This window comes from Filimonas lacunae, assembly GCF_002355595.1.
GTDB lineage: Bacteria > Bacteroidota > Bacteroidia > Chitinophagales > Chitinophagaceae > Filimonas > Filimonas lacunae.
This window is the reverse complement of record NZ_AP017422.1, coordinates 6283496-6304731: the sequence shown is the minus strand read 5'-3', so window position 1 is coordinate 6304731 and position 21236 is coordinate 6283496. Positions and strand designations below refer to the sequence as shown.

The window sequence follows — 21236 nt, the reverse complement described above, 5'->3', positions numbered from 1 at the left end:
AGCCATAAAGGCCGCAAAAATAGGGGTTACAACTTTATGAGCTGTTTTTTATGCATTCTCTCTTTCGTCTACCAATTGCTGAATCATCTTTTCCAGATCTGCAATACGTTTTTCCATATCCGGTAAGTTACGGCTCAGGGCCTGGCTGCGAAGAGCGCTGGTATAATCGTGTGCAGGGGTTCCGGTTACAGAACGGCTGCTGTTGGTTTTAATAGATTTGGTTACACCGCTCTGGGCGTTGATTTTAGAGTTGTCGGCAATTTGCAGGTGTCCTACAATACCGGCCTGACCTCCAATCATTACATTGTTACCAATTTTGGTGCTGCCACTGATACCTGCCTGGGCAGCTATCACGGTGCTGCGGCCAATTTCTACGTTGTGGGCAATCTGGATAAGGTTATCCAGTTTAGCGCCGTCTTTAATAAGGGTAGAACCGATGGTAGCGCGGTCAATAGTAGCATTAGCGCCTATTTCTACATTGTCTTCAATCACTACATTTCCAATCTGGGGCACTTTTTTATAGGTACCATCTGCCTGTGGTGCAAAACCAAAACCATCACTGCCAATAACGCTGCCGGCGTGAATAATCACGTTTTTGCCCACTTTGCATTCCTGGTAAATTTTTACGCCGGAGTGTAAAATAGTGTTATCGTCTACCGTTACATTGGCGCCGATAAACACATGCGGGAAAATTTTTACGTTTTTGCCAATTTTAGCGTTTTCACTGATATAAACGAAAGCAGCTACAAAAGCGTTCTCGCCAACGGTAGCAGTAGGGGCAATAAAGCTGGGTTGTTCAATACCTGCCAGTTGCTGGGTCATAAATTCCTGGTACTTGTGCAACAGGGTGGCAAAGGCGGTGTAGGCATCTTTTACCTTCACTAAGGTAGCTGCCAGGGGCTGTTTCAACTCTTGTGTTTCATTAATAATAATAATAGAGGCAGAGGTGGTGTACAGGTAGTCCTCATATTTGGGATTAGCGAGAAATGCCAGCTGACCGGCTTTCGCTTCTTCAATTTTCCCAAACGAGTTAACAGTAGTTTCACTGTTACCCTCCACCTGGCCATCAATGAGCATGGCTATTTGCGCTGCGCTGAATTGCATAATCTTTTTTTTACTGCACAAAGCCGGGTTCTCATTCCTTCTTTGTTTGTGCAAACGAATTGTTTAATGAAACGGGTTCTGCCTCAAGTTATTGCAATAGCAACGTTAAGAAGCAAGGGTGCAAAAATAGAATTTTTTAACAGGCGTAGAAAGAGTTTGATGGATGAGTGCGTTGTCAACCTGCGAAATATTCTTCACATCGCCCGATTTAAAGTAAATGTTAATATGTTCAGCCACTAAATTATAGGTCGTATTGGCCGCTTCACCGGTAAATACGAGATAAGAAGCTTCTTCTTCTGTGATACCCAAACGGGCACAAACGTCCAATGTATGTTTTGTTAAAGTTGCCTGGTCAAAGGCTTCGGCTTGTATGGTACACTTCAATAGTTTCCTGTTTAAAAGATTGGTACTCAGTGTGCTAAGTGCCACATCGGGGTGCTTGCTCCACCGTTTTATGGCAAAAGTAACATCCGCGTCGTCCAGGCTGCAAAAACGCTCCATAGAGTCGGCGTTGATCACTCCATCAAAGTCGCCCCCTAAAAAATAATCCAGGGCCGAGTGGGTGAGAATATATGGATCGTCTTTCCGGTAAATTTTACGGGCGCGCTCAATTATTTTTTTCAACATTTTTTCGGCCGATAACACCGTTTTATGCAAGTACACCTGCCAATACATCTGCCGGCGGGCAATTAAAAACTTTTCTACGCTGTAAATGCCCTTTTCTTCAATCATCAGCTCATCGTTGTGTACCAGCAGCATTTTTAGAATGCGGTCGTAACCAATAACGCCCTCGCTTACACCAGTAAAAAAGCTATCACGGGTGAGATAGTCCATCCGGTCCATATCCAGCTGGCCGCTAATCAGTTGATGTAGAAAGGGTTTATGATATTTTCCGGTAAAAATGTCTATGGCCAGCGATAAGCGACCTTCCAGGTTTTCGTTCAGCTGGTGCATAATGCCCAGGCTCAGCGTTTCGTGGTGAATGCCGGGAGCAAGCCTGTTTTCCAGGGCGTGCGAAAAAGGTCCATGTCCAATATCATGCAATAAAATGGCCGCTTTTACGGCTACATCTTCTTCAGGCGTAATTTCAACCCCCTTATTCCTCAACTCCGTTACCGCCTGACACATCAGGTGATAAGCACCCAGTGAATGGTGCAAACGGGTGTGCACAGCCCCCGGATATACCAGGTGGGCCATAGCCATTTGGTGTATCCGGCGTAAACGCTGGTAATAAGGATGCGCTATAATATCAAAAATCAATGGGTGATTAATGGTGATAAACCCATAAACCGGGTCGTTTATAATTTTACGCTTGGTAGATGGCATGTTTTTGGTACTTTGTTGACCGCTCCGCAATATAAACATTAAATATCCCTCATATGGCATTAGGATTTATACTATGGGTAGATGATGAGATAGAAAGCCTTCAATCGCAGAAGATTTTCTTAGAACACAAGGGATATACCGTGCAAACGCTCACCAATGGATTTGAAGCCATTGACTTTGTGCGCGACAACCCGGTAGATGTGGTGTTGCTGGATGAAAGTATGCCGGGTATTACCGGCCTGGAAACGTTATCACGTATTAAAGAAATAAACCAGCAGGTGCCGGTGGTGCTGATTACCAAAAACGAAACCGAGAACCTGATGGATGAAGCTATTGGAAGCCAGATTACCGATTACCTGATTAAGCCGGTGAACCCTAACCAGGTGTTGCTGAGTTTAAAAAAGGTAATGGACAATAAAAGGCTGGTGGCCGAAAAAACCACTACTGCTTACCAGCAGCAGTTCCGTAACCTGTTTATGGCACTGAACAGCGACCCCGGTTACAATGAATGGATGGATATTTACCGTAAGCTGGTATACTGGGAGCTGGAAATGGATAAAAGCGACAGTCCCGAAATGCAGGAAGTGTTTCACACGCAGAAGCAGGAAGCCAATACGGAATTTTTCAAGTTCATTAGCAAAAACTATCTCAGCTGGATGCAGCCGGCAGCCGATGCGCCGGTGATGAGCCATAACCTGTTTCAGTTTAAAGTGCTGCCCCACGTAGAAAAGGGTACACCTGTGTTTTTTGTGCTGATAGATAATTTACGGTTTGACCAGTGGAAAGCCATACAGCCTTTGTTTATGGAGCACTTTCGTATACTGGAAGAAGAAACTTTTTACAGCATATTACCTACTGCCACGCAATACAGCCGTAACGCCATTTTTGCCGGACAGATGCCGCTACAAATAGAAAAAACGTTTCCGGATCAATGGAGAAACGACGATGATGAGGGCGGAAAAAACATGTTTGAAGAAGAATTTTTTAAAGCACAACTAAAACGTTTGCGCAGGGATGATATTAAATACAGCTACACCAAGGTGGTGAACCATCACGATGGACAGCAGCTGGTAAACAATATCCATAACCTGCTGCAAAACGATTTGAATATTATCATTTACAATTTCATGGATATGCTTAGCCATGCACGCACCGAAATGGAGGTGCTGAAAGAGCTGGCAGGCGACGAAACCAGTTACCGTAGTGTTACGCGCAGCTGGTTTGAACATAGTCCTTTAAACCAGGCATTGAAAAAAATTGCCGGTAAAAAAATAAACCTGGTATTGGCTACCGATCATGGCAGCGTGCGGGTGAAAACGCCTTATAAGGTAATTGGCGATAAGCAAACCACGGCCAACCTGCGCTACAAACATGGCCGTAACTTAAACTACGAACCTAAAGAGGTGCTGGCTTTCCGCGATCCTAAACTGGGAGGTTTGCCTGTGCCTAATGTAAACTCTTCTTATATATTTGCGCGCGAAGATGGTTTCCTGTGCTACCCCAATAATTATAATCACTATGCCAACTATTATAAAAATACCTTTCAGCATGGTGGGGTAAGCCTGGAGGAAATGATAGTGCCGGTTATTAAAATGACCAGTAAGTAGGAAAATACTTTTTACTTTTGAGCGATGAAGTATACACAGGCTAATTTAGACAAACTACAAGGTATACTGGGCGATGCAGATTATGTTGTGCGTTTTGAAAGAGGCACATTCCAAAGTGGATGGTGCCTGCTGGAACAAAAGCGCGTGGTGGTATTAAACAAATTTCTGAACGTAGAAGGACGTATTAATACCCTGCTTGAAATTATTCCCCAGCTGAATATTGAATTTGACAAGCTTACACACGAATCGCAAAAGCTATACGAAACCGTGATGAAAAGAAGGGCTGCAGCAGATGCCGAAGCGGAAGCAGAAGATGCTGCAGCGGCAGCTACTGCAGCAGAAGCAGCCGCTATTGCGGAAACAGATGCTGCTGTTGCAGAAGGGCAGGAAGCTACTTCTGAAGTTAATACAGCCGGCACTGAAACAGGGGCGGATACTACAGAAACCACTGCGCCGGCTTTAGAAGCACAGGAAGCTGCAGAAGAAGCTTCAGCAGAGCAAACACAAGAAGAAAAGGAATAAAATATATACAGGTACATGTCTCCATCGCTTCGTATTACATTTTTAGGAACAGGCACCAGCAGCGGCGTACCTATGATCGGGTGCCACTGCCCGGTGTGTACGTCTGCCGATGCCAAAGACAAACGCCTGCGTAGTAGCGTGTTGGTAGAAACGCCTGCTACTACTTTTGTAATAGATACTACTCCCGACTTTCGCGAGCAGATGCTGCGTATTGGCAATGAAAAACTGGATGCAGTATTGTTTACGCACCCGCATAAAGATCATACGGCGGGTTTGGATGATATACGGCCTTATAACTTTTTTCAGCAAAAGGCCATGGAGGTATATGCCAATGCCATGACCATCAATCAGCTGAAAGTAGAGTTTGCTTATGTGTTTGCCGAGCATAAGTATCCCGGCATACCTGATATTAACCTGCACGAAATTGATCTCACGCCATTTACCATTGCAGATGTAACCATTACACCTATTCTTGTATGGCATCATAAACTTCCTGTGTATGGTTTTCGCATAGGCGACTTCACATATATTACTGATGCCAACAGAATTGACGATGCCGAAAAAGAAAAGATAAAGGGTTCGTCTGTGCTGGTGGTAAATGCGCTGCGTCGCGAACAACATATCTCACACTTTACATTGGATGAAGCAGTGGCATTAACAGAAGAGCTGCATATTCCGAAGGCTTACTTTACACATATCAGTCATCAGTTAGGAACACATGTAGCAGTAGAAGAGGAACTGCCTGCACATATAAGGCTGGCTTATGATGGCCTGGTGGTAGAATTGTAACACAGTTTACAACTTACATCGTTATCTGCTTTGCTTTTTGGGGTTGAGTTTTTATATTTATAGTGATATGAAAACACAAGCCTGGAAAGAATACCTCTATTTCTCCCGTAAAGAACGAGCAGCGGTTTTAATACTGTTATTAATTACTATCACTTGTTGTTTATTGCCCCGCTGGGTAAAAACAAGTCCGGTGCCACCACGGCTGGCTACCGTTATCTTACAGCAATCGTCTGATAGTTTACACCTGATGGCTGCACCACCTTCTACGGAAGTAAGGCCTGTTAACAGCACTGTTGCCAAGGCTTCCCTCTTCGCGTTTAATCCTAACACTTTGCCACTGGAAGGCTGGTTGCAATTGGGGCTTTCCCCAAAAGTGGCACATACTATTATCAACTACCGCAACAAGGGTGGGCATTTTTACAAACCAGATGATATTCGCAAAATCTATGGTTTACCCGAAGCAGAAGCCAGCCGTTTATTGCCTTATATACAATTACCGGCCAATGTACCTGTAGCTATTCCCGGCACACCTTACTCATCGAAGCACGCGGTTTCTATAGATATTAACACGGCTACTGCCGAAGACTGGAAACGGTTTCCCGGCATTGGGGAAGTGTTAAGCAAACGTATTGTGGCCTTTCGCAACAGTGTAGGAGGCTTTACCAGCATTGATCAGGTGGCGCAAACCTATGGTATCAAGGATAGTGTGTTCTTACTCATGAAACCCTATTTACAGCTACATAGCATCCCTTCAAAAGAATAGTAACAAAATCGCCACCTATCGAATCTATAAAAACCACTATCTTTAAACCTAACAATTGTTAGTCATGAATTTCCAGCCAGATGAGATTACGCAGCAGGTTACACAAACTGCCAGAGACTTTGCACAACAGCACATTAAGCCACATGTAATGGAATGGGACGAAAGCCAGTTTTTCCCGGAAGCCTTGTTTAAAGAATTGGGTAAGCTGGGGATGATGGGGGTGTTGGTGCCTGAAAAATACGGAGGTTCAGGCCTTTCTTATTTTGAGTACAAAGCAGTGATTGAAGAAATTGCCAAAGTGTGTGGCGCTGTTGGGTTAAGCGTAGCAGCGCACAATTCGCTGTGCACCGGTCATATATTGTATTTTGGTAATGAACAGCAAAAACAGCAATACCTGCCCAGGCTGGCCAGTGGCGAGCATTTGGGCGCATGGGCATTAACCGAGCCTTCTACCGGCAGTGATGCTGGTAATATGAAATGTGTGGCGGTACAGGAAGGGGATGAGTGGGTGCTAAACGGTACCAAATGCTGGATTACGCACGGCCGTTCGTGCAATGTAGCTGTTATTATAGCCCGCACAGGCGAGCCGCGGTCTAAAAACAACAGTACTGCTTTTATTATAGAAAAGGGTACGCCAGGTTTTAGTGGTGGTAAAAAAGAAAACAAGCTGGGTATGCGCGCCAGCGAAACCGCAGAAATTATATTGGATAATTGCCGTATTCCCGATGCCAACCGTTTAGGCGAGGTAGGCGATGGGTTTCACCAGGCCATGAAAGTGCTGGATGGTGGTAGAATTTCTATTGCATCCCTATCGCTGGGAATTGCCAAAGGTGCTTACCAGGCAGCAGTGCAGTATTCGAAAGAACGCCACCAGTTTGAGCAGCCTATTGCTCATTTTCAAGGCATTGGCTTTAAACTGGCCGATATGGCTACTGAAATTGAAGCGGCCGACCTGCTAACACTGCAAGCCTGCCATTTAAAAAATGAAGGGTTGCCTTTTACACGGCAGGCTGCCATGGCTAAGTATTATGCCAGTGAGGTGGCTGTGAAAGTGGCCAATGATGCTGTACAGGTATTTGGTGGATATGGTTATACCAAAGACTTTCCGGTGGAGAAGTTTTACAGGGATGCCAAGCTGTGTACCATAGGAGAAGGGACTTCGGAGATTCAAAAGGTGGTGATTGCGAGGGAAGTGTTAAAATAGTTTCCTATTATACTAGATTCTTTGATTAATTTAGGCGCATAGCAGCCCTGTACATGAAATCAGCACTTGTTATCCTGGCCCTGTTGTTAAGCGGTGCAGTTACTAACCTGACTGCTCAACGTCGTGCAATAGAGGAAGCCAACACCAGGATTGATTCTTTGCAACAAGCGGTTACCCGCATACAGCAGGAGAAGGATGCGGCATTGGCTAAGGTGCAGGAAGCGGAGCGCATTTTACAAAATCAAAAGGCTTTACTGGTATTGGCAGGTGTGCTGTTTATACTGTTAATAGTAATGGCCATTCCGTTTTACCTGAACTATAAAAAGGTGCACATGTTTAGTGATGCACTGAAACAAAAGAACAGTATTATTCAAAAAAATGCTGCTTCGCTGGATCAGTTAAACCGCGCTATTTCCAGGCAGAACCAAAAGCTGGAAGAGGACAATAAATTAAAAGACAAGTTGCTTTCGGTTATCTCGCACGATTTGCGACACCCGCTGGTGAACACTAAAAGTATACTAGACTTAATAAACCTGAAACTGGTAAGCCCCGAAGAAACGGAAGAACTGCTGGAACAACTGGAAAATCAGTATGTGCGCAGTTTAAGTTTACTGGATAACCTGTTGTTCTGGATTCGCGGACAAATGAAGGGATTGAAAATAGAGCGGTCTGATATTAACATGTTCCGTATTATCACCTCTTTAATTGAAGAGCAACGCGTGTCGTTACAGGCCAAACAGATACAGGTATTTAATAAGATAGATAACCAGCTGATATGGCGTGCGGAGAAAGAGATGCTGAAAATTATATTCCGCAACCTTATTACCAACGCTATTAAGTTTACGCCCTCTGGTGGCGAAATTACTATTAGCTCTGTAATAGACGAGCAGTATGCTTATATCCTCTTAAAAGATACCGGCATTGGTATGACGCCGGAAATACTGAATAAGATCAACAGCAGGCAGTACATCTCTTCTAAAGGCACTTCCAATGAAAAGGGTAGTGGCTTTGGATTAATGCTGGTGAAAGACCTGATTCATAAAAATGAGGCAGAGCTGCTTATTGATAGCGAGCCGGGGCGTGGTACTACCATGGCAGTGAAGTTTAACCGGCACCAGGCAGTAAAAGAAGCATAACTTACTTACATAAATAAAGGGTTGGTAACTAGTTACCAACCCTTTATCGTTATAACAAACAACGAACATTATGCTACTTTCAGCATGCCCATCTTGCTTTTGTTGAACTGTTTCTCTGCATAAGCCAGATCTACCACCAATTCTTTGGTTTCACTGCCAGGCATTTCAAACATGGCTTCGGTAAGAATATGCTCGCAGATGTTTCTTAAACCACGGGCACCCAGTTTAAATTCCAGGGCTTTGCCAACCATAAAGTCCAGCACTTCTTTCTCCATTTCCAGCTTAATACCTTCCAGTTCAAACAAACGGGTGTATTGCTTGATCAAACTGTTTTTAGGCTCGGTTAAGATAGCGCGTAAGGTTTCGGCATCTAATGGTTCCAGGTGAGTAACCACCGGTAAACGGCCTAATAATTCCGGAATTAAACCAAAGGATTTCAAATCCTGTGCATTGATAAACTGCAACAGGTTTTTCTTTTGCAATTCCTGTATGTCCTTATTAACGCCAAAGCCAATAGCATTGGTGTTAATACGACGGGCAATAACCCTGTCAATACCATCAAAAGCACCGCCACAAATAAATAAGATATTGCTGGTGTTCAGCTTAATCATTTTTTGCTCGGGGTGTTTGCGGCCACCTTGTGGTGGAACCAGTACCTCGGTGCCTTCCAGCATTTTTAATAAACCCTGCTGTACACCTTCACCGCTTACATCGCGTGTAATAGACGGGTTATCGCCTTTACGGGCAATTTTATCTATCTCGTCAATAAACACAATACCTTTTTCTGCTGCGGCTACATCGTAGTTACAAGCTTGTAACAGGCGGGTAAGCATGCTTTCCACATCTTCCCCTACATAACCCGCTTCGGTAAATACAGTAGCATCTACAATGGCAAAGGGCACATTCAGCAGTTTTGCTACTGTTTTAGCCAGTAAGGTTTTACCGGTTCCGGTTTCCCCTACCATGATAATGTTGCTTTTTTCTATCTCTACTTCGTCTTGCTGCTGCTTTTGAGTGATACGTTTATAGTGGTTATAAACGGCTACAGACATTACTTTTTTCGCTTCGTCCTGGCCAATGATATATTGGTCTAAATAGCGTTTAATTTCAACGGGACGCTTGACAGAGAAAGTATATTGAGCTGATTGCTGCTCGCTTTTTACCTGCAGTTCCTGAGCAATGATTTCCTGTGCATGCTCTACACAATTCTCGCAAATATGCCCTTCCTGACCTGCTATCAGGATCTTGACCTCGTCGCGACTTCTGCCACAAAAGGAGCAATGCAAGCTTGATTGTTTTGCCATAATACAATATGTTCTAAAATGCCTGTTCTGCAAAAATACTAAAACCGCTGACCGGCAGCGGTTTTAATAGCAAAATTTAAGAGAACGTATGATTAAATTTTGTCCAATATACCATCTACAATGCCGTAAGCCACTGCTTCTTTGGCATCCATCCAGTAATCACGGTCAAAATCCTTCAAAATCTGCTCTACTGATTTACCACAGTTTTCCGCCAGTATTTGCGCACCCAGTAACTTGGTTTTTTCCATCTGAATGGCGTGAATTTCGATATCTGCCGAAGTAGCCTGGAAATAACCGCCTAAGCTGGGCTGGTGAATCATTACCTCGCCGTGCGGGTAAATAAAGCGTTTGCCCTTGGTACCTACGCTTAACAGGATAGAACCCATGCTGGCAGCTAATCCCATACAGATGGTGCTAACAGGCGACTGAATCATTTTAATGGTATCGTAAATAACCATACCGCTGGTTACTACACCACCCGGGCTGTTGATATACAGTTTAATTTCTTTACCAGGCTTATCAGCATCCAGCAGTAACAGTTTGCTTACAATGTCTTTAGCTGATTTGTCTTCTACGCCACCCCACAGATATATTGCCCTTTTTTCCAGGAACAACTTTTCCATTTTTTTCATTAATAAGGGCGACATAGGTTCCGCTTTTTCCTCTTTGGGGCTTTCTTCCTCATCTTCAGATAAAAACGGATTGATATATTTAGCATGTATCATATCTGACTAACTTTTAACAGGTCTGTAAAATCAATTATTTTCTTTCTTTACGTGGGTTGGTCAACAACACCTCATCTACCAGGCCATATTCTTTGGCTTCCTGGGCCGACATCCAGAAGTCACGGTCGCGATCTGCGGCAATAGCTTCTACGGTTTTGCCAGTGTGCTGGGCCAGAATTTCGTCCAGTTCTACTCTTATTTTCCTGATTTCACGGGCAGTGATCTGGATATCAGAAGCCTGACCTCCAATAGAGCCGCTAGGTTGGTGTACCATGATGCGGGCATGCTTTAAAGCGCTACGTTTGCCAGGAACGCCGGCAGACATTAATATAGCAGCCATACTGGCAGCCATACCGGTACAAATAGTAGCTACATCGGGGCTTACAAACTGCATGGTATCGTAAATGCCTAAACCAGCGTATACGCTACCACCTGGGCTGTTGATATACATCTGAATGTCGCGGGTACGGTCAGTGCTGTCTAAAAACAACAGCTGCGCAGTAACAATGTTGGCAACATAATCATTCACCGGCTCGCCCATAAATATAATCCTGTCCATCATCAAACGGCTGAATACATCCATGCTGGCTACATTCAGCGGCCTTTCTTCTATAATATAGGGAGTAAGGTTGGTTATATCCTGATGCTTGTAGTTATGCAGGGTGGCACTGCTAATACCGCGGTGCTTCACAGCATATTTCTCGAATTCCTTTCCAAAATCCATAGTATGTTGTTTTGAATGTGTAGAATCTTAATTCCTGTGGGTTATTTCTTCCAAATATTATGCAAATAGAGTAATGCGACACAACGTCAGTTTTATAACCGGGGGTTATGGCATAAAATCATCTTCCTTGGGACTGTATTTTTCAAATACCTTATTAATAGCACCGGCAAAAAAAGGGAATTTTTCTTTGGCAAAGTCTTTCATCACTTCAATCGATTTTAGTGCCTGCTCATCACTGAGCCCCAGGGCCTTCAGCCGGTCTATTAATTCTTGCATAGGTACTAATTTGGTCAAAAGGTAGGTAAAAAATTAAAATCCCGCACAGGGGCGGGATTTTAATTCAATATAGTAGAAGAACTTTTAACTACTAGTGGTGGTGATTGTGCAGCTTCTCTGCAAAAGCTTCTGCGCTGATGGCTTCTTCTTTCGCTTTCACCTGTGTTTCCAGCGCCTGGAACAGTTTGGTGGTTTGCAGCTGGAAGTAAGTATTCTCTACAAACTTCTGGTCCTGCAGCATACGGTTGGTATACTCGTCCATCCATGGCGCTTCACCAAAATCCTGACCGCCCATGTAACCTCTGATTTGCTCTTTTGCAAATTCTTTGATTTCAGATGGGTCAACAGTGATGTTGTTTTCGTTTACCAGTTTAGTGGTTACTAAAGTCCATTTCAGCTGGTTGGTGAAGTTGGGGTATTCCGCTTCTGCTTCTTCAGCAGATTTAGGCTTTTCGCCACCGTTTTGTAACCAACGCTTCAGGAAACCCGCAGGAAACTCCATACTGGTGTGGTCTACCAGGTGATGATAAATTTGATCATGAACCTGGTTGCTGGATTGCTGAGCGTAGTATTTCTCAATTTCAGATTTCACTTCATTACGGAAAGCTTCTTCTGTTTTGATTTCACGACCAGCATATACTGTGTTGAAGAATTCTTCGTTCAATTCTGCTTTTTCAATTAAGCCCACTTTGGTGATGGTTAACTGGAAAGTTTTTTCCGTATCAGCAGCGTTGTCTTTGTCTAAACCTAAGTCGCTGATCACCCACTCTCTTTCTTTAGGCTCAAAAGCAGTGCTTAACTGAATGTTCAGCACGTCATCTTTCTTCTTGCCTTGTAATTCCTTACGGATAACTTCTGTAAAGTATTTAACCAGTAAAGAGTTGGATTTGGTAACACCACCTTCAATCACATTGCCGCTGGCATCTGTTTCTTTGAAGTCAACGTTTACAACGTGGTCGTCGCTGGTAACTGACTCTGGATCGGTCATTTTACCATTGCGAATTTGTAAACGGTTAATTTCTTCATTAACCATTTCATCTGTTACGTTGATTTTGTAGCGGGTAACGTTGATAGCGTTGGTGTTTACTGTGAAATCAGGCTTCAAACCAATTTCAAAAGCAAAAGCATAATCGCTCAGGTTGTTCATATCCAAAGCGCGTGCATCGCTATCTAAAGGTAAAGGCTGTGCAAAAATGTCCAGTTGTTCTTTAGACATGTAGCCGTTCAGCTCTTTTTCAACAGTTTTCAGGATTTCTTCGGTAAAAACGCTTTGACCGTACATTTTCTTTACAACTCCGGATGGCACCATGCCTTTACGAAATCCAGGTATATTAACGGTTTTTGCGTATTTTTTAAGGCTCTGCTCGAACGCAGGAAAGTAGTCGTCTTTGCCTAAGGTCACGGTCAGCTTGTCTGTTAAAAGACCAATGTTTTCCCTCGTAATTGTTGCCATTTAATTGAAGTTGAAAAGTTATAAGGTTGACTTGTTGATACCTTTCAACTTCTCAACTATCAACCCCACAAAAAAATAGTGCGGATGGAGGGACTCGAACCCCCATGCCTCGCGGCGTTAGATCCTAAGTCTAATGCGTCTACCAATTTCGCCACATCCGCATTATCGGGGTGCAAATGTAGGGGTAATTAATTTACTTTATACATTTTGTTGGCAGAATTTATATAATCTAATGGATCAAAGGCTTTGTCAAAGGTTTCCTGTAGCTCTTTTAAGCGCACTTCCAGGTCTTTTATACGGCTGCCAATTTGTTTGTCTTCGCGGTATTTGGCAAATAACTCGCTGTATTTCACTATGTTTTGACTAATTCTAAATGTAATTTGTCCAAAACGAAGTTTTAAACCCTGTACTTCGTTCATGGGAATAAAAACTTGCTGTTTCCATTCTTTCTGATTCTCATTTTTTTCCTTGCTCACAAATTCAGCGGCCTTTTTACGCAGTTCTGTTAAATACAGGTATCTTTTTTCTGCGTCATTCTCTTTGGTAAAGTTGGCCGAAAAGTCGGTAGTGCTAATATTGAGGGTTTTTAAATTATTGCTGATAGACTTGTCGTATTTGCTTTGCAAATCGTTCAGTTCTTTGGTAATGTTTTCCCACTCATGCTCAATCTGGTCTTTATCATAATTAAACTGGCTCAGCTTCATGGTAAGGGCCATCATCTGCTCACTCTGGTCTTTCAGGTCCTTTTGCTTTTTAGGAATATTGTCAATATAGCTGGTCATGCTGCTAAACAGGGCGCTGGTAATAGGGCCCGTTAATGGCACAGCGCTGGTAAGGCTGTTGCTAATGCTCAGCAGGCTGCTGGTAACGCTTAGCATGGGGCTTTTGTCTTTATTGCTTTGCAGGTAAGTATTGAACGATTTATACCAATCCTGGAAGCCGGGATAGTTGAGCGGGTTGCTGGCTTCGCCCAGTGAGCCAAAAAATGCTTTAGTGGAATTAAACAGGATCAGTGGCTTTATTTCGCGATCCATCGATACCAGATTCACCAGGGCCGACTGGTAGTTGGCCTGGAAAATATTCATTTCATTCTGATCTATAGCTTTTTGTTTGTCTTCCAGTGCCTGTACGCGTAATAACAGTTTATCAGCTTTTTCCTTGGCGTCTTTCGATTCTTTGATAGACTTATCCAGGTCGCCTACTTTTTCATCTAAACGAAACACGGTGGAGTCAATAGTACGGGTCTTTTTGTCAAAGTTTATTTGAATTTCGCTCAACACCCTGTCTTTGAGTTGTTTGTCGTTCAATGTGTCTGATAATTGAGCAAAACACGTGCTTGCACCGGCAAAAAAAAGTCCCGTCGTTAATATGGCTACAGTTTTCATCCGCTATTCGTTTAATTTATCCCTTTTAAGGGCATGAATATAGGTAAAACCTATTTGTTAGTAGCGAAATTCAAATTGCATGCCACGCGTGTTTTACACGAATTTTCCGATCACCGGTAGCTTGCGGAATTCTTTCTTTTCCACCTGTAGTAAAAACCAGCCATAAGCTCCTAAAAACAAGGTAGCCAGGATGAAACTGAATACAGAAGAATGAATGAGGGAGGTAATGCCTTTATGCAGGAAAAACAACAATAGCACTATCACCATATAAGCCACCATCTTTTTCCATACATAGGGTACGGGATATTCTTTCTGTCCCCATATAAAAGATATCACCATCATAGAGCCATAACACAGGCAGGTAGCCCACGCACAAGCTTTATAACTGAAATGAGGAATGAATATAAAATTGATGAGCAGGGTAATGGCAGCACCTATTAAAGTAATCCAGGCCCCGGCCATGGTACGGTTAGATAATTTATACCAGATGCTAAGGTTATAGTAAATGCCCAGGAACATGTTGGCAAACAATAAAATAGGCACTACACCTAACCCGGCCCACATGGCTTTATTGCGGATAAAATGCTTCCATATATCCAGGTACAATGCTACAAACAGGAACATGAAGGAGATGATGATGACAAAAAGTTTCATCACGCGTGCATAGGTTTTTTGTGCATTACCTTCTGCTGCCTGTTTAAAAAAGAAGGGTTCAGCCCCCATTTTAAAAGCCTGTATAAACAAAGTGATGAGAATAGACAGCTTATAGTTGGCGCTGTAAATGCCCACTTGTTCTTTGGCTGCCAGTTCTCCACCACCCGGAGCCCACCAGCCCAGCATAATACGGTCAAATGTTTCATTAATCACACCTCCAAATCCTACTATTATCAAAGGAAGCGTGTATATCATTATTTCCTTCCACAATTTGGCGTTGAAAGAAAATTTCAGCTGACTTATTTGTTTGTATAGTAGCAACATGGCTACTGCACTTTGAATAACGTTGCCCAGAAGAATGTAACCTACGCCCATGTTAGGATTATACAAGAGCAGAAAAGGTGATCCTGCCGGGTTTTTAGCCAGTTGAGGACATATGCTTAAGAAAAAATAAACAAATATGATATTCAGCACCACACTCAATATGCGTATGAAGGCATATTTAACGGGTCGTCCTTCTTGGCGTAGTTTGGCAAAAGGGAGTGCGGCAATAGTATCCAGTGCCACAATGTAAATGCCCCACTTAATATATTCCGGATGAGCTTCCAGGCGTAAAAACTGTGCAATAGGCTGTGTAAAGGACAATAATAACACTGTAAGAAAAAGTGTACTGCCTAACAGTGATATAAAAAGGGTGTTATACACCTCATTAGGACGCTGTTCTTTTTGGGCATACCGGAAAAAAGCCGTTTCCAGCCCGTAGGTAAAAACAATATTTAAAAATGGAATGGCGGAATAAATCAGGCTCATATCGCCATACAAAGCAGTACTGAGTTTGCTGGTAAGGTAGGGAGTAAGCGCATAGGTTAGAAAACGGGCAATGATGGAGCTTACACCATACCACATTGTTTGACTCGCTAATTTCTTAATACTGCTCAATTACCTGGTTGTTTTGGAACAAAAATACAGTAAAGCCATGTACACGCTGTAATGGCGTTTTCACATTGCGTGCAGCAATATGTTAATAATCATGCCGGTTTACTTTGCGGCGGCCTTCTTTTTTGCGGCCATCCAGCTTTTTACCTTCTATTCTTTTCTCTACAGCCCCCTTGCCCGGTTTGGTAGCTAAACGGGTTTTCTTTTTTTGTAAAGCCTGGAAAACAAGCAGGTTCATTTTGTTGATCACCTCTTCTTTATTGCCCAGCTGGGTGCGCTTCGACTGGCTTTTTACCAGCAAATGGCCATCAGAGGTGATGCGGTTAGCCAGTTTCTCCTGTAAAATGTGTTTTTGTTCATCAGTTAATAAAGCAGAGGTGGCAATATGCCAGCGTCCTTCTACCATCGTTTCCACCTTGTTCACATTCTGCCCGCCTTTACCTCCACTACGCGCCGTTTGAAAAACGATTTCCGGCGTTATATTTATCTTCATTGCATAAAGGTAGAAACAAAAACGATGAGAGCGGTAATACAACGGGTTACAGAAGCTTCTGTAACGGTAAATGGAGAGGTGAGTGGGGGCATACAGCAGGGATTGCTGGTGCTGGTGGGAATAGAAGACGCCGATACTGCGGAAGACGTTGCGTGGTTAAGTGGTAAAATAGTAAACCTGCGTATTTTCAACGACGATTCGGGGGTAATGAATGTGAGTGTAAAGGAAGCGGGGGGCGATATTTTGCTGGTGAGCCAGTTTACCTTGCATGCCAGCACTAAAAAAGGCAACCGTCCTTCGTATATTAAAGCCAGTAAACCCGATATTGCTATTCCCCTGTATCAGCAAATGATACAACAGGTAGAAAGCGACCTGGGTAAAAAAGTACAAACCGGCATATTTGGGGCAGATATGAAAGTGCAGTTGTTGAATGATGGCCCGGTTACTATTATAATAGACACAAAAAACAAGGAATAACAATGACAATAGAAAATGCCCAGCTGAGTGTGGACGAATGGATTAAAACAGTGGGAGTCAGGTATTTTAACGAGCTAACCAATCTTGGCATATTAATGGAAGAAGTTGGGGAGTTGTCGCGCCTGATGGTTCGTACCTATGGGGAACAAAGTTTTAAAGCGTCTGATAAAGACCGCGACCTGGGCGATGAAATGGCCGATGTATTATGGGTATTGCTTTGCCTTGCCAACCAAACGGGCGTTAACCTTACCGAGGCTTTGCAAAAGAATTTTGAGAAAAAAAACATCCGGGATATAGACCGCCATAAGAACAACGAGAAATTGCTGTAACCTAAACGTATAAAGACTATGAAATTTCGCGACATAGGGAAAATGTTGATGCAAACTTTCAACGATTTTATGGAGTATAAAGTGCTGCGCATGAGTGCGGCACTGGCGTATTATACTGTTTTTGCCATTGGCCCTATGTTGATTGTTATTATAACGTTATGCGATGTGTTTTATGGCAGGGAAGCTATAGAAGGTTCTATCTATGACCAGATTAATGATTTTGTGGGAGCAGAAGCGGCGGCGCAGATACAGGAAATTTTAAAAAACGCTTCTATTTCCAATGATATTACCTGGGCCAGTATTGTGGGCGGTGTGTCGTTGGTATTTGCGGCTACCGGTGTTTTTACAGAAATACAGGACTCTATCAATACCATCTGGCGATTAAAAGCCAAGCCTAAAAAGGGGCAGGGTCTGCTGAAGTTTGTGTTAAACAGGCTTCTGAGCTTTTCTATGATAATAGGACTTGGGTTTGTATTATTAGTGTCACTACTTGTGAACGCCATTATGGATACGTTGCTTACCCGGTTAATAAGCCGTTTTCCGGAAGCACAGGTGTTTTTAGCCTATATTATCAACTATGCAGTTACCTTTTTTGTCATCAGCCTGTTATTTGCCGGCATTTTTAAAATACTGCCCGATGCCCGTGTGAAGTGGAAAGATGTTTGGAAAGGGGCTTTTGCTACGGCTTTATTATTTATGCTTGGCAAGTTTGGCATATCGTTTTACTTGGGCAAAAGCCATGTAGGCACTGCCTATGGGGCCGCCGGATCACTGGTGATTATACTACTGTGGGTGTATTACTCGTCGGCCATATTATATTTTGGTGCGGCTTATACACGTGTGCATGCCTGCTTTAAAGGCCGACAAATTTACCCGAACGAGTATGCCGTGTTTTTAAAACAGGTAGAGGAAGAAACCAAAGCGCCTATTACAGAGGTGCCCGCTGTAGTACACAAAGAAGTTGTTTCTGTATAACATCCTTATCAGATATTCTAATTTTTCCTAACTTGTTGTGCCTTTACAAGCAGAACCTACAAACGTATGTTAGTACTATTGATTCCCTTTAAGCAAGCCATTGATTCCTTATTATAAATTATATTTTCACCCCTTATCTTTGCCGCTACTATGAGCAGTATACAGGACAATAAATTCCAGGCGATTATATCGCACGCTAAAGAATATGGCTTTGTGTTTCCAAGCAGTGAAATTTATGATGGTTTAAGTGCCGTATATGATTATGGTCCGTATGGAAGTGAGCTGAAAAAGAACATCCGTGACTACTGGTGGAAAAGCATGACACAACTGCACGATAACATTGTGGGTATTGACGCCGCTATTTTCATGCACCCGACTACTTGGAAGGCCAGCGGCCACGTAGATAATTTCAGTGATCCGATGATCGATAACAAGGATAGCAAAAAGCGCTACCGGGTAGATCATTTGATTGAAGCATATGCGGATAAGCTGACCGAAGAAGGTAAAGGGCAGGAAGCGCAAGCTTTGATTGCAGAAATGGAAAGACTGCTTTCTACTGACGACTTTACAGGATTGAAGCAATTATTGATTGATAATAAAATTGCTTGCGGCGTTAGCGGAACTACTAACTGGACAGATATCCGTCAGTTTAACCTGATGTTTGATACCAAAGTGGGTTCTGTTGCGGAAGATGCTGACACTATTTACCTGCGTCCTGAAACTGCGCAAGGTATTTTTGTAAACTTCCTGAACGTGCAAAAAACAGCACGTATGAAAGTGCCTTTTGGTATTGCCCAAACAGGTAAAGCTTTTCGTAACGAGATTGTTGCCCGTCAGTTCATTTTCCGTATGCGTGAATTTGAACAAATGGAGATGCAGTTTTTTGTACGTCCTGGCACAGAAGGGGAGTGGTACAAATACTGGAAAGAAGCTCGTTTACAGTGGCATCTTTCTTTAGGTATTGACCAAGCTAAATATCGCTATCACGATCATGCTAAATTAGCTTTCTATGCTAAAGAAGCGTGTGACATTGAATTTGAATTCCCAATAGGTTTCAAAGAAGTAGAAGGTATTCACTCCCGCACCGATTACGATTTGACCCAGCACGAAAAATTCAGCCGTAAAAAGCAACAGTATTTTGATAATGATCTGGATGAAAATGGCAAGGCTTACGGCAACTACGTTCCATACGTAATTGAAACGTCTATTGGTTTAGATCGTATGTTCCTGTTGATATTGTCTAATGCTTACGAAGAGGAAACTTTAACAAAGGAAGATGGCAGCACAGACAGCCGTACTGTACTGCACATTCCAGCTAAGCTGGCTCCTGTTAAACTGGCCATTCTGCCTTTAACCAAGAAAGATGGGTTACCAGAAATTGCCAGAGAGTTGATGGATGAGTGTAAGCAACATTTCAGATGTTTTTATGAAGAAAAAGATGCTATTGGTAAGCGTTACCGCAGGCAGGATGCTATTGGCACCCCTTTCTGTATAACTATCGATCATCAGACCAAAGAAGATCAAACAGTTACTATTCGCCATCGCGATAGCATGTTACAAGAGCGTGTTCCATTGTCTAAAGTGCGTGAGATTGTTACGCAGGCAATTGAAAAATAAATTCTCCAACAGGGCCGGTGCAAACACCGGCCCTGTTTTTTACTGCTTATGAACAATCCACATTTTCTTACCACTATATTCACGCATAAGTATTTTACCCGGGAAGAGCAAGACAGGATACTGGCTCAATTTGCCAGGGTAGAGTTTGCGAGGAACGACTTCTTATTGCGAGAAGGCAGTATCGCTGTCAGGCACTGGTTTATAGAATCTGGTTTTGTACGTTCTTATGTCACAGATGCTGAGGGTAAGGACATCAGTACCCAGTTTTATGCAGCCGGGGATATCGTAATAGACTGGGCTTCTCTTTTCCTGCAACAGGCTACCCGGGAAAATATACAGGCGCTTACTGATTGTGTTTGCTGGCAGGTGAATTATGCTGATTTTCAACAACTGTTTCATGGCATGGAAGCTTTTCGCGAACAGGGCAGGGCCAGGCTGGCCGGTAGTTATTTTGCGTTAAAAAATCATAGTATCTCCCTTATTGCCGATCAGGCGAAGCAGCGTTACAAGCAGCTGCTACAGGAAAAGCCACACATCCTGCAGCATGTTTCTTTAAAGCATATAGCCAGTTACCTGGGTATTACAGATACATCGCTCAGTAGAATACGCAAAGAAATAGCGGAAGAATAAACGGTGCAGGTAATCGTTGTGTGTCATGGGTGCCACCAATGAAATGGAGACATGTTGTGTTTCCGGTTACCACCCCATATTTCTTGCCATATGCAAAGAATGACGGATAATACAAGCGCTAGCTTTGTAATATAAAATCCGGAAACATGCAGCAGGCCTTATTTATCGCCATTACTTTCACTACTGTTTTACTGCTATGGTTAGCTACCGGCCGCAACAAACAGCTGGGTGTGTTTTACCTGGCATGGATGCTGGTTGCAGGTTACCTGGCTTATAACGGCTTCTTTAATAATCCCGCTGCAACACCACCGCGCCTGCTGTGGGCCATTTTACCCGCCATGATTGCTACCTTCTATTTTTATAAGCGTATTCCTGCACCTCAGTTACATTATGGCTTGCTGTTATCTGTGCACCTGGTACGTATACTGGTAGAGGGGATGTTATATCTGTTATATAAGCAGGGAAAGATTCCAGTGAGCATGACTTTTTGCGGCTGGAACTATGATGTGTTAACCGGTATTTCGGCGTTGATACTGTTGCTATATTATGTACGGGTAAAGCGTTGTTCTGTACGGCTTTTGATGGTTTGGAACTGGCTGGGGTTATTGTTGTTGGCTATTATTGTGGTTACAGCTATTTTATCAGCACCATCACCTTTTCAGCAACTGGCTTTTGAGCAGCCGAATGTGGCAATATTGCAGTTTCCTTACACCTTGCTACCGGCGGTTATTGTTCCCGCTGTGTTGCTTTCGCATTTGCTAATGCTGAAAATGGGCAAAACAGCCAGATAGCAGGCAAATATCATAG

General features: G+C 43.1%; 21 protein-coding genes, 1 tRNA gene and 1 pseudogene. 12 read left to right on the top strand and 11 right to left on the bottom strand.

All coding sequences use genetic code 11. The features are described 5' to 3' along the window. Positions 1–48: 48 nt before the first annotated feature. Positions 49–1104, bottom strand: coding sequence for a UDP-3-O-(3-hydroxymyristoyl)glucosamine N-acyltransferase (lpxD, locus tag FLA_RS24730; protein ID WP_076375372.1), 1056 nt, complete (start codon positions 1102–1104; stop codon positions 49–51). Positions 1105–1209: 105 nt separating this feature from the next. Continuing rightward, the gene (locus tag FLA_RS24725) at positions 1210–2430 is read right to left on the bottom strand and encodes an HD domain-containing protein (protein ID WP_076377296.1); all 1221 of its coding nucleotides are present in this window, start codon (positions 2428–2430) and stop codon (positions 1210–1212) included. A gap of 53 nt (positions 2431–2483) precedes the next feature. Between FLA_RS24725 and porX the strand changes: the two genes are divergently transcribed. The 6 genes from porX (at position 2484) to FLA_RS24695 (ending at position 8451) form a co-directional block, all read left to right on the top strand. Then, positions 2484–4037 carry a T9SS response regulator signal transducer PorX gene (gene porX / locus FLA_RS24720; protein ID WP_076375370.1) on the top strand — a complete coding sequence of 518 codons (1554 nt, stop codon included), beginning with the start codon at positions 2484–2486 and terminating at the stop codon, positions 4035–4037. Between the two features lie 24 nt (positions 4038–4061). Further along, positions 4062–4559, top strand: coding sequence for a hypothetical protein (locus tag FLA_RS31745; protein ID WP_076375368.1), 498 nt, complete (start codon positions 4062–4064; stop codon positions 4557–4559). A 15-nt stretch (positions 4560–4574) separates the two neighbouring features. Next, a complete protein-coding gene (locus FLA_RS24710; protein WP_076375366.1) occupies positions 4575–5348 on the top strand; it encodes an MBL fold metallo-hydrolase in 774 nt (257 codons plus the stop codon). 67 nt (positions 5349–5415) lie between these two features. Next, complete coding sequence (locus FLA_RS24705) at positions 5416–6111, top strand: ComEA family DNA-binding protein (RefSeq protein ID WP_096511281.1); 696 nt, start codon at positions 5416–5418, stop codon at positions 6109–6111. Between the two features lie 64 nt (positions 6112–6175). After that, on the top strand, positions 6176–7315 hold the full coding sequence (locus FLA_RS24700) for an acyl-CoA dehydrogenase family protein (RefSeq protein ID WP_076375362.1): 1140 nt from the start codon (positions 6176–6178) through the stop codon (positions 7313–7315). Between the two features lie 53 nt (positions 7316–7368). Then, positions 7369–8451, top strand: coding sequence for a sensor histidine kinase (locus FLA_RS24695; protein ID WP_076375360.1), 1083 nt, complete (start codon positions 7369–7371; stop codon positions 8449–8451). A 68-nt stretch (positions 8452–8519) separates the two neighbouring features. On the opposite strand, the gene clpX is transcribed toward FLA_RS24695, so the two are convergent. The 9 genes and pseudogenes from clpX to arfB form a co-directional block, all read right to left on the bottom strand. Further along, positions 8520–9755, bottom strand: a complete 1236-nt coding sequence (gene clpX, locus FLA_RS24690) for an ATP-dependent Clp protease ATP-binding subunit ClpX (RefSeq protein ID WP_076375358.1) — start codon at positions 9753–9755, stop codon at positions 8520–8522. Between the two features lie 92 nt (positions 9756–9847). Beyond that, entirely contained in the window at positions 9848–10480 is a 633-nt protein-coding gene (locus FLA_RS24685; RefSeq protein WP_084206001.1) for a ClpP family protease, read from the bottom strand. A 34-nt stretch (positions 10481–10514) separates the two neighbouring features. Continuing rightward, positions 10515–11204 carry a ClpP family protease gene (locus tag FLA_RS24680; RefSeq protein ID WP_076375356.1) on the bottom strand — a complete coding sequence of 230 codons (690 nt, stop codon included), beginning with the start codon at positions 11202–11204 and terminating at the stop codon, positions 10515–10517. Positions 11205–11309: 105 nt separating this feature from the next. Further along, the gene (locus tag FLA_RS31565) at positions 11310–11480 is read right to left on the bottom strand and encodes a hypothetical protein (RefSeq protein WP_170022689.1); all 171 of its coding nucleotides are present in this window, start codon (positions 11478–11480) and stop codon (positions 11310–11312) included. A 91-nt stretch (positions 11481–11571) separates the two neighbouring features. Next, positions 11572–12933, bottom strand: a complete 1362-nt coding sequence (gene tig, locus FLA_RS24675; RefSeq protein WP_076375354.1) for a trigger factor — start codon at positions 12931–12933, stop codon at positions 11572–11574. A 79-nt stretch (positions 12934–13012) separates the two neighbouring features. Further along, a tRNA-Leu gene (locus FLA_RS24670) sits at positions 13013–13094 on the bottom strand. Positions 13095–13121: 27 nt separating this feature from the next. After that, entirely contained in the window at positions 13122–14318 is a 1197-nt protein-coding gene (locus FLA_RS24665) for a hypothetical protein (protein WP_076375352.1), read from the bottom strand. A 93-nt stretch (positions 14319–14411) separates the two neighbouring features. After that, on the bottom strand, positions 14412–15911 hold the full coding sequence (locus FLA_RS24660; RefSeq protein WP_076375350.1) for a lipopolysaccharide biosynthesis protein: 1500 nt from the start codon (positions 15909–15911) through the stop codon (positions 14412–14414). Between the two features lie 82 nt (positions 15912–15993). Further along, positions 15994–16380 (bottom strand): annotated as a pseudogene (gene arfB / locus FLA_RS24655) (alternative ribosome rescue aminoacyl-tRNA hydrolase ArfB); the annotation flags it as partial. 45 nt (positions 16381–16425) lie between these two features. On the opposite strand from arfB, the gene dtd reads away from it, so the two are divergent. From dtd to FLA_RS24625, 6 genes are all read left to right on the top strand, one after another. Further along, positions 16426–16878: a D-aminoacyl-tRNA deacylase gene (gene dtd / locus FLA_RS24650; protein ID WP_076375346.1), complete on the top strand. Its 453-nt coding sequence runs from the start codon at positions 16426–16428 to the stop codon at positions 16876–16878. A gap of 2 nt (positions 16879–16880) precedes the next feature. Next, the gene (locus FLA_RS24645; RefSeq protein ID WP_076375344.1) at positions 16881–17207 is read left to right on the top strand and encodes a nucleotide pyrophosphohydrolase; all 327 of its coding nucleotides are present in this window, start codon (positions 16881–16883) and stop codon (positions 17205–17207) included. An 18-nt stretch (positions 17208–17225) separates the two neighbouring features. Then, positions 17226–18182, top strand: a complete 957-nt coding sequence (locus tag FLA_RS24640) for a YihY/virulence factor BrkB family protein (protein WP_076375342.1) — start codon at positions 17226–17228, stop codon at positions 18180–18182. Between the two features lie 150 nt (positions 18183–18332). After that, a complete protein-coding gene (locus tag FLA_RS24635) occupies positions 18333–19799 on the top strand; it encodes a glycine--tRNA ligase (protein ID WP_076375340.1) in 1467 nt (488 codons plus the stop codon). A gap of 48 nt (positions 19800–19847) precedes the next feature. Next, positions 19848–20429: a Crp/Fnr family transcriptional regulator gene (locus FLA_RS24630; RefSeq protein ID WP_076375338.1), complete on the top strand. Its 582-nt coding sequence runs from the start codon at positions 19848–19850 to the stop codon at positions 20427–20429. 146 nt (positions 20430–20575) lie between these two features. Further along, a complete protein-coding gene (locus FLA_RS24625) occupies positions 20576–21220 on the top strand; it encodes a hypothetical protein (protein WP_084205999.1) in 645 nt (214 codons plus the stop codon). The last annotated feature ends 16 nt before the right edge of the window (positions 21221–21236 follow it).

Bases quoted from the DNA above. Each gene is read 5' to 3' on its own strand.
- lpxD (WP_076375372.1), bottom strand. From the start codon at position 1,104: ATGCAATTCAGCGCAGCGCAAATAGCCATGCTCATTGATGGCCAGGTG.
- FLA_RS24725 (WP_076377296.1), bottom strand. From the start codon at position 2,430: ATGCCATCTACCAAGCGTAAAATTATAAACGACCCGGTTTATGGGTTT.
- porX (WP_076375370.1), top strand. From the start codon at position 2,484: ATGGCATTAGGATTTATACTATGGGTAGATGATGAGATAGAAAGCCTT.
- FLA_RS31745 (WP_076375368.1), top strand. From the start codon at position 4,062: ATGAAGTATACACAGGCTAATTTAGACAAACTACAAGGTATACTGGGC.
- FLA_RS24710 (WP_076375366.1), top strand. From the start codon at position 4,575: ATGTCTCCATCGCTTCGTATTACATTTTTAGGAACAGGCACCAGCAGC.
- FLA_RS24705 (WP_096511281.1), top strand. From the start codon at position 5,416: ATGAAAACACAAGCCTGGAAAGAATACCTCTATTTCTCCCGTAAAGAA.
- FLA_RS24700 (WP_076375362.1), top strand. From the start codon at position 6,176: ATGAATTTCCAGCCAGATGAGATTACGCAGCAGGTTACACAAACTGCC.
- FLA_RS24695 (WP_076375360.1), top strand. From the start codon at position 7,369: ATGAAATCAGCACTTGTTATCCTGGCCCTGTTGTTAAGCGGTGCAGTT.
- clpX (WP_076375358.1), bottom strand. From the start codon at position 9,755: ATGGCAAAACAATCAAGCTTGCATTGCTCCTTTTGTGGCAGAAGTCGC.
- FLA_RS24685 (WP_084206001.1), bottom strand. From the start codon at position 10,480: ATGATACATGCTAAATATATCAATCCGTTTTTATCTGAAGATGAGGAA.
- FLA_RS24680 (WP_076375356.1), bottom strand. From the start codon at position 11,204: ATGGATTTTGGAAAGGAATTCGAGAAATATGCTGTGAAGCACCGCGGT.
- FLA_RS31565 (WP_170022689.1), bottom strand. From the start codon at position 11,480: ATGCAAGAATTAATAGACCGGCTGAAGGCCCTGGGGCTCAGTGATGAG.
- tig (WP_076375354.1), bottom strand. From the start codon at position 12,933: ATGGCAACAATTACGAGGGAAAACATTGGTCTTTTAACAGACAAGCTG.
- FLA_RS24665 (WP_076375352.1), bottom strand. From the start codon at position 14,318: ATGAAAACTGTAGCCATATTAACGACGGGACTTTTTTTTGCCGGTGCA.
- dtd (WP_076375346.1), top strand. From the start codon at position 16,426: ATGAGAGCGGTAATACAACGGGTTACAGAAGCTTCTGTAACGGTAAAT.
- FLA_RS24645 (WP_076375344.1), top strand. From the start codon at position 16,881: ATGACAATAGAAAATGCCCAGCTGAGTGTGGACGAATGGATTAAAACA.
- FLA_RS24640 (WP_076375342.1), top strand. From the start codon at position 17,226: ATGAAATTTCGCGACATAGGGAAAATGTTGATGCAAACTTTCAACGAT.
- FLA_RS24635 (WP_076375340.1), top strand. From the start codon at position 18,333: ATGAGCAGTATACAGGACAATAAATTCCAGGCGATTATATCGCACGCT.
- FLA_RS24630 (WP_076375338.1), top strand. From the start codon at position 19,848: ATGAACAATCCACATTTTCTTACCACTATATTCACGCATAAGTATTTT.
- FLA_RS24625 (WP_084205999.1), top strand. From the start codon at position 20,576: ATGCAGCAGGCCTTATTTATCGCCATTACTTTCACTACTGTTTTACTG.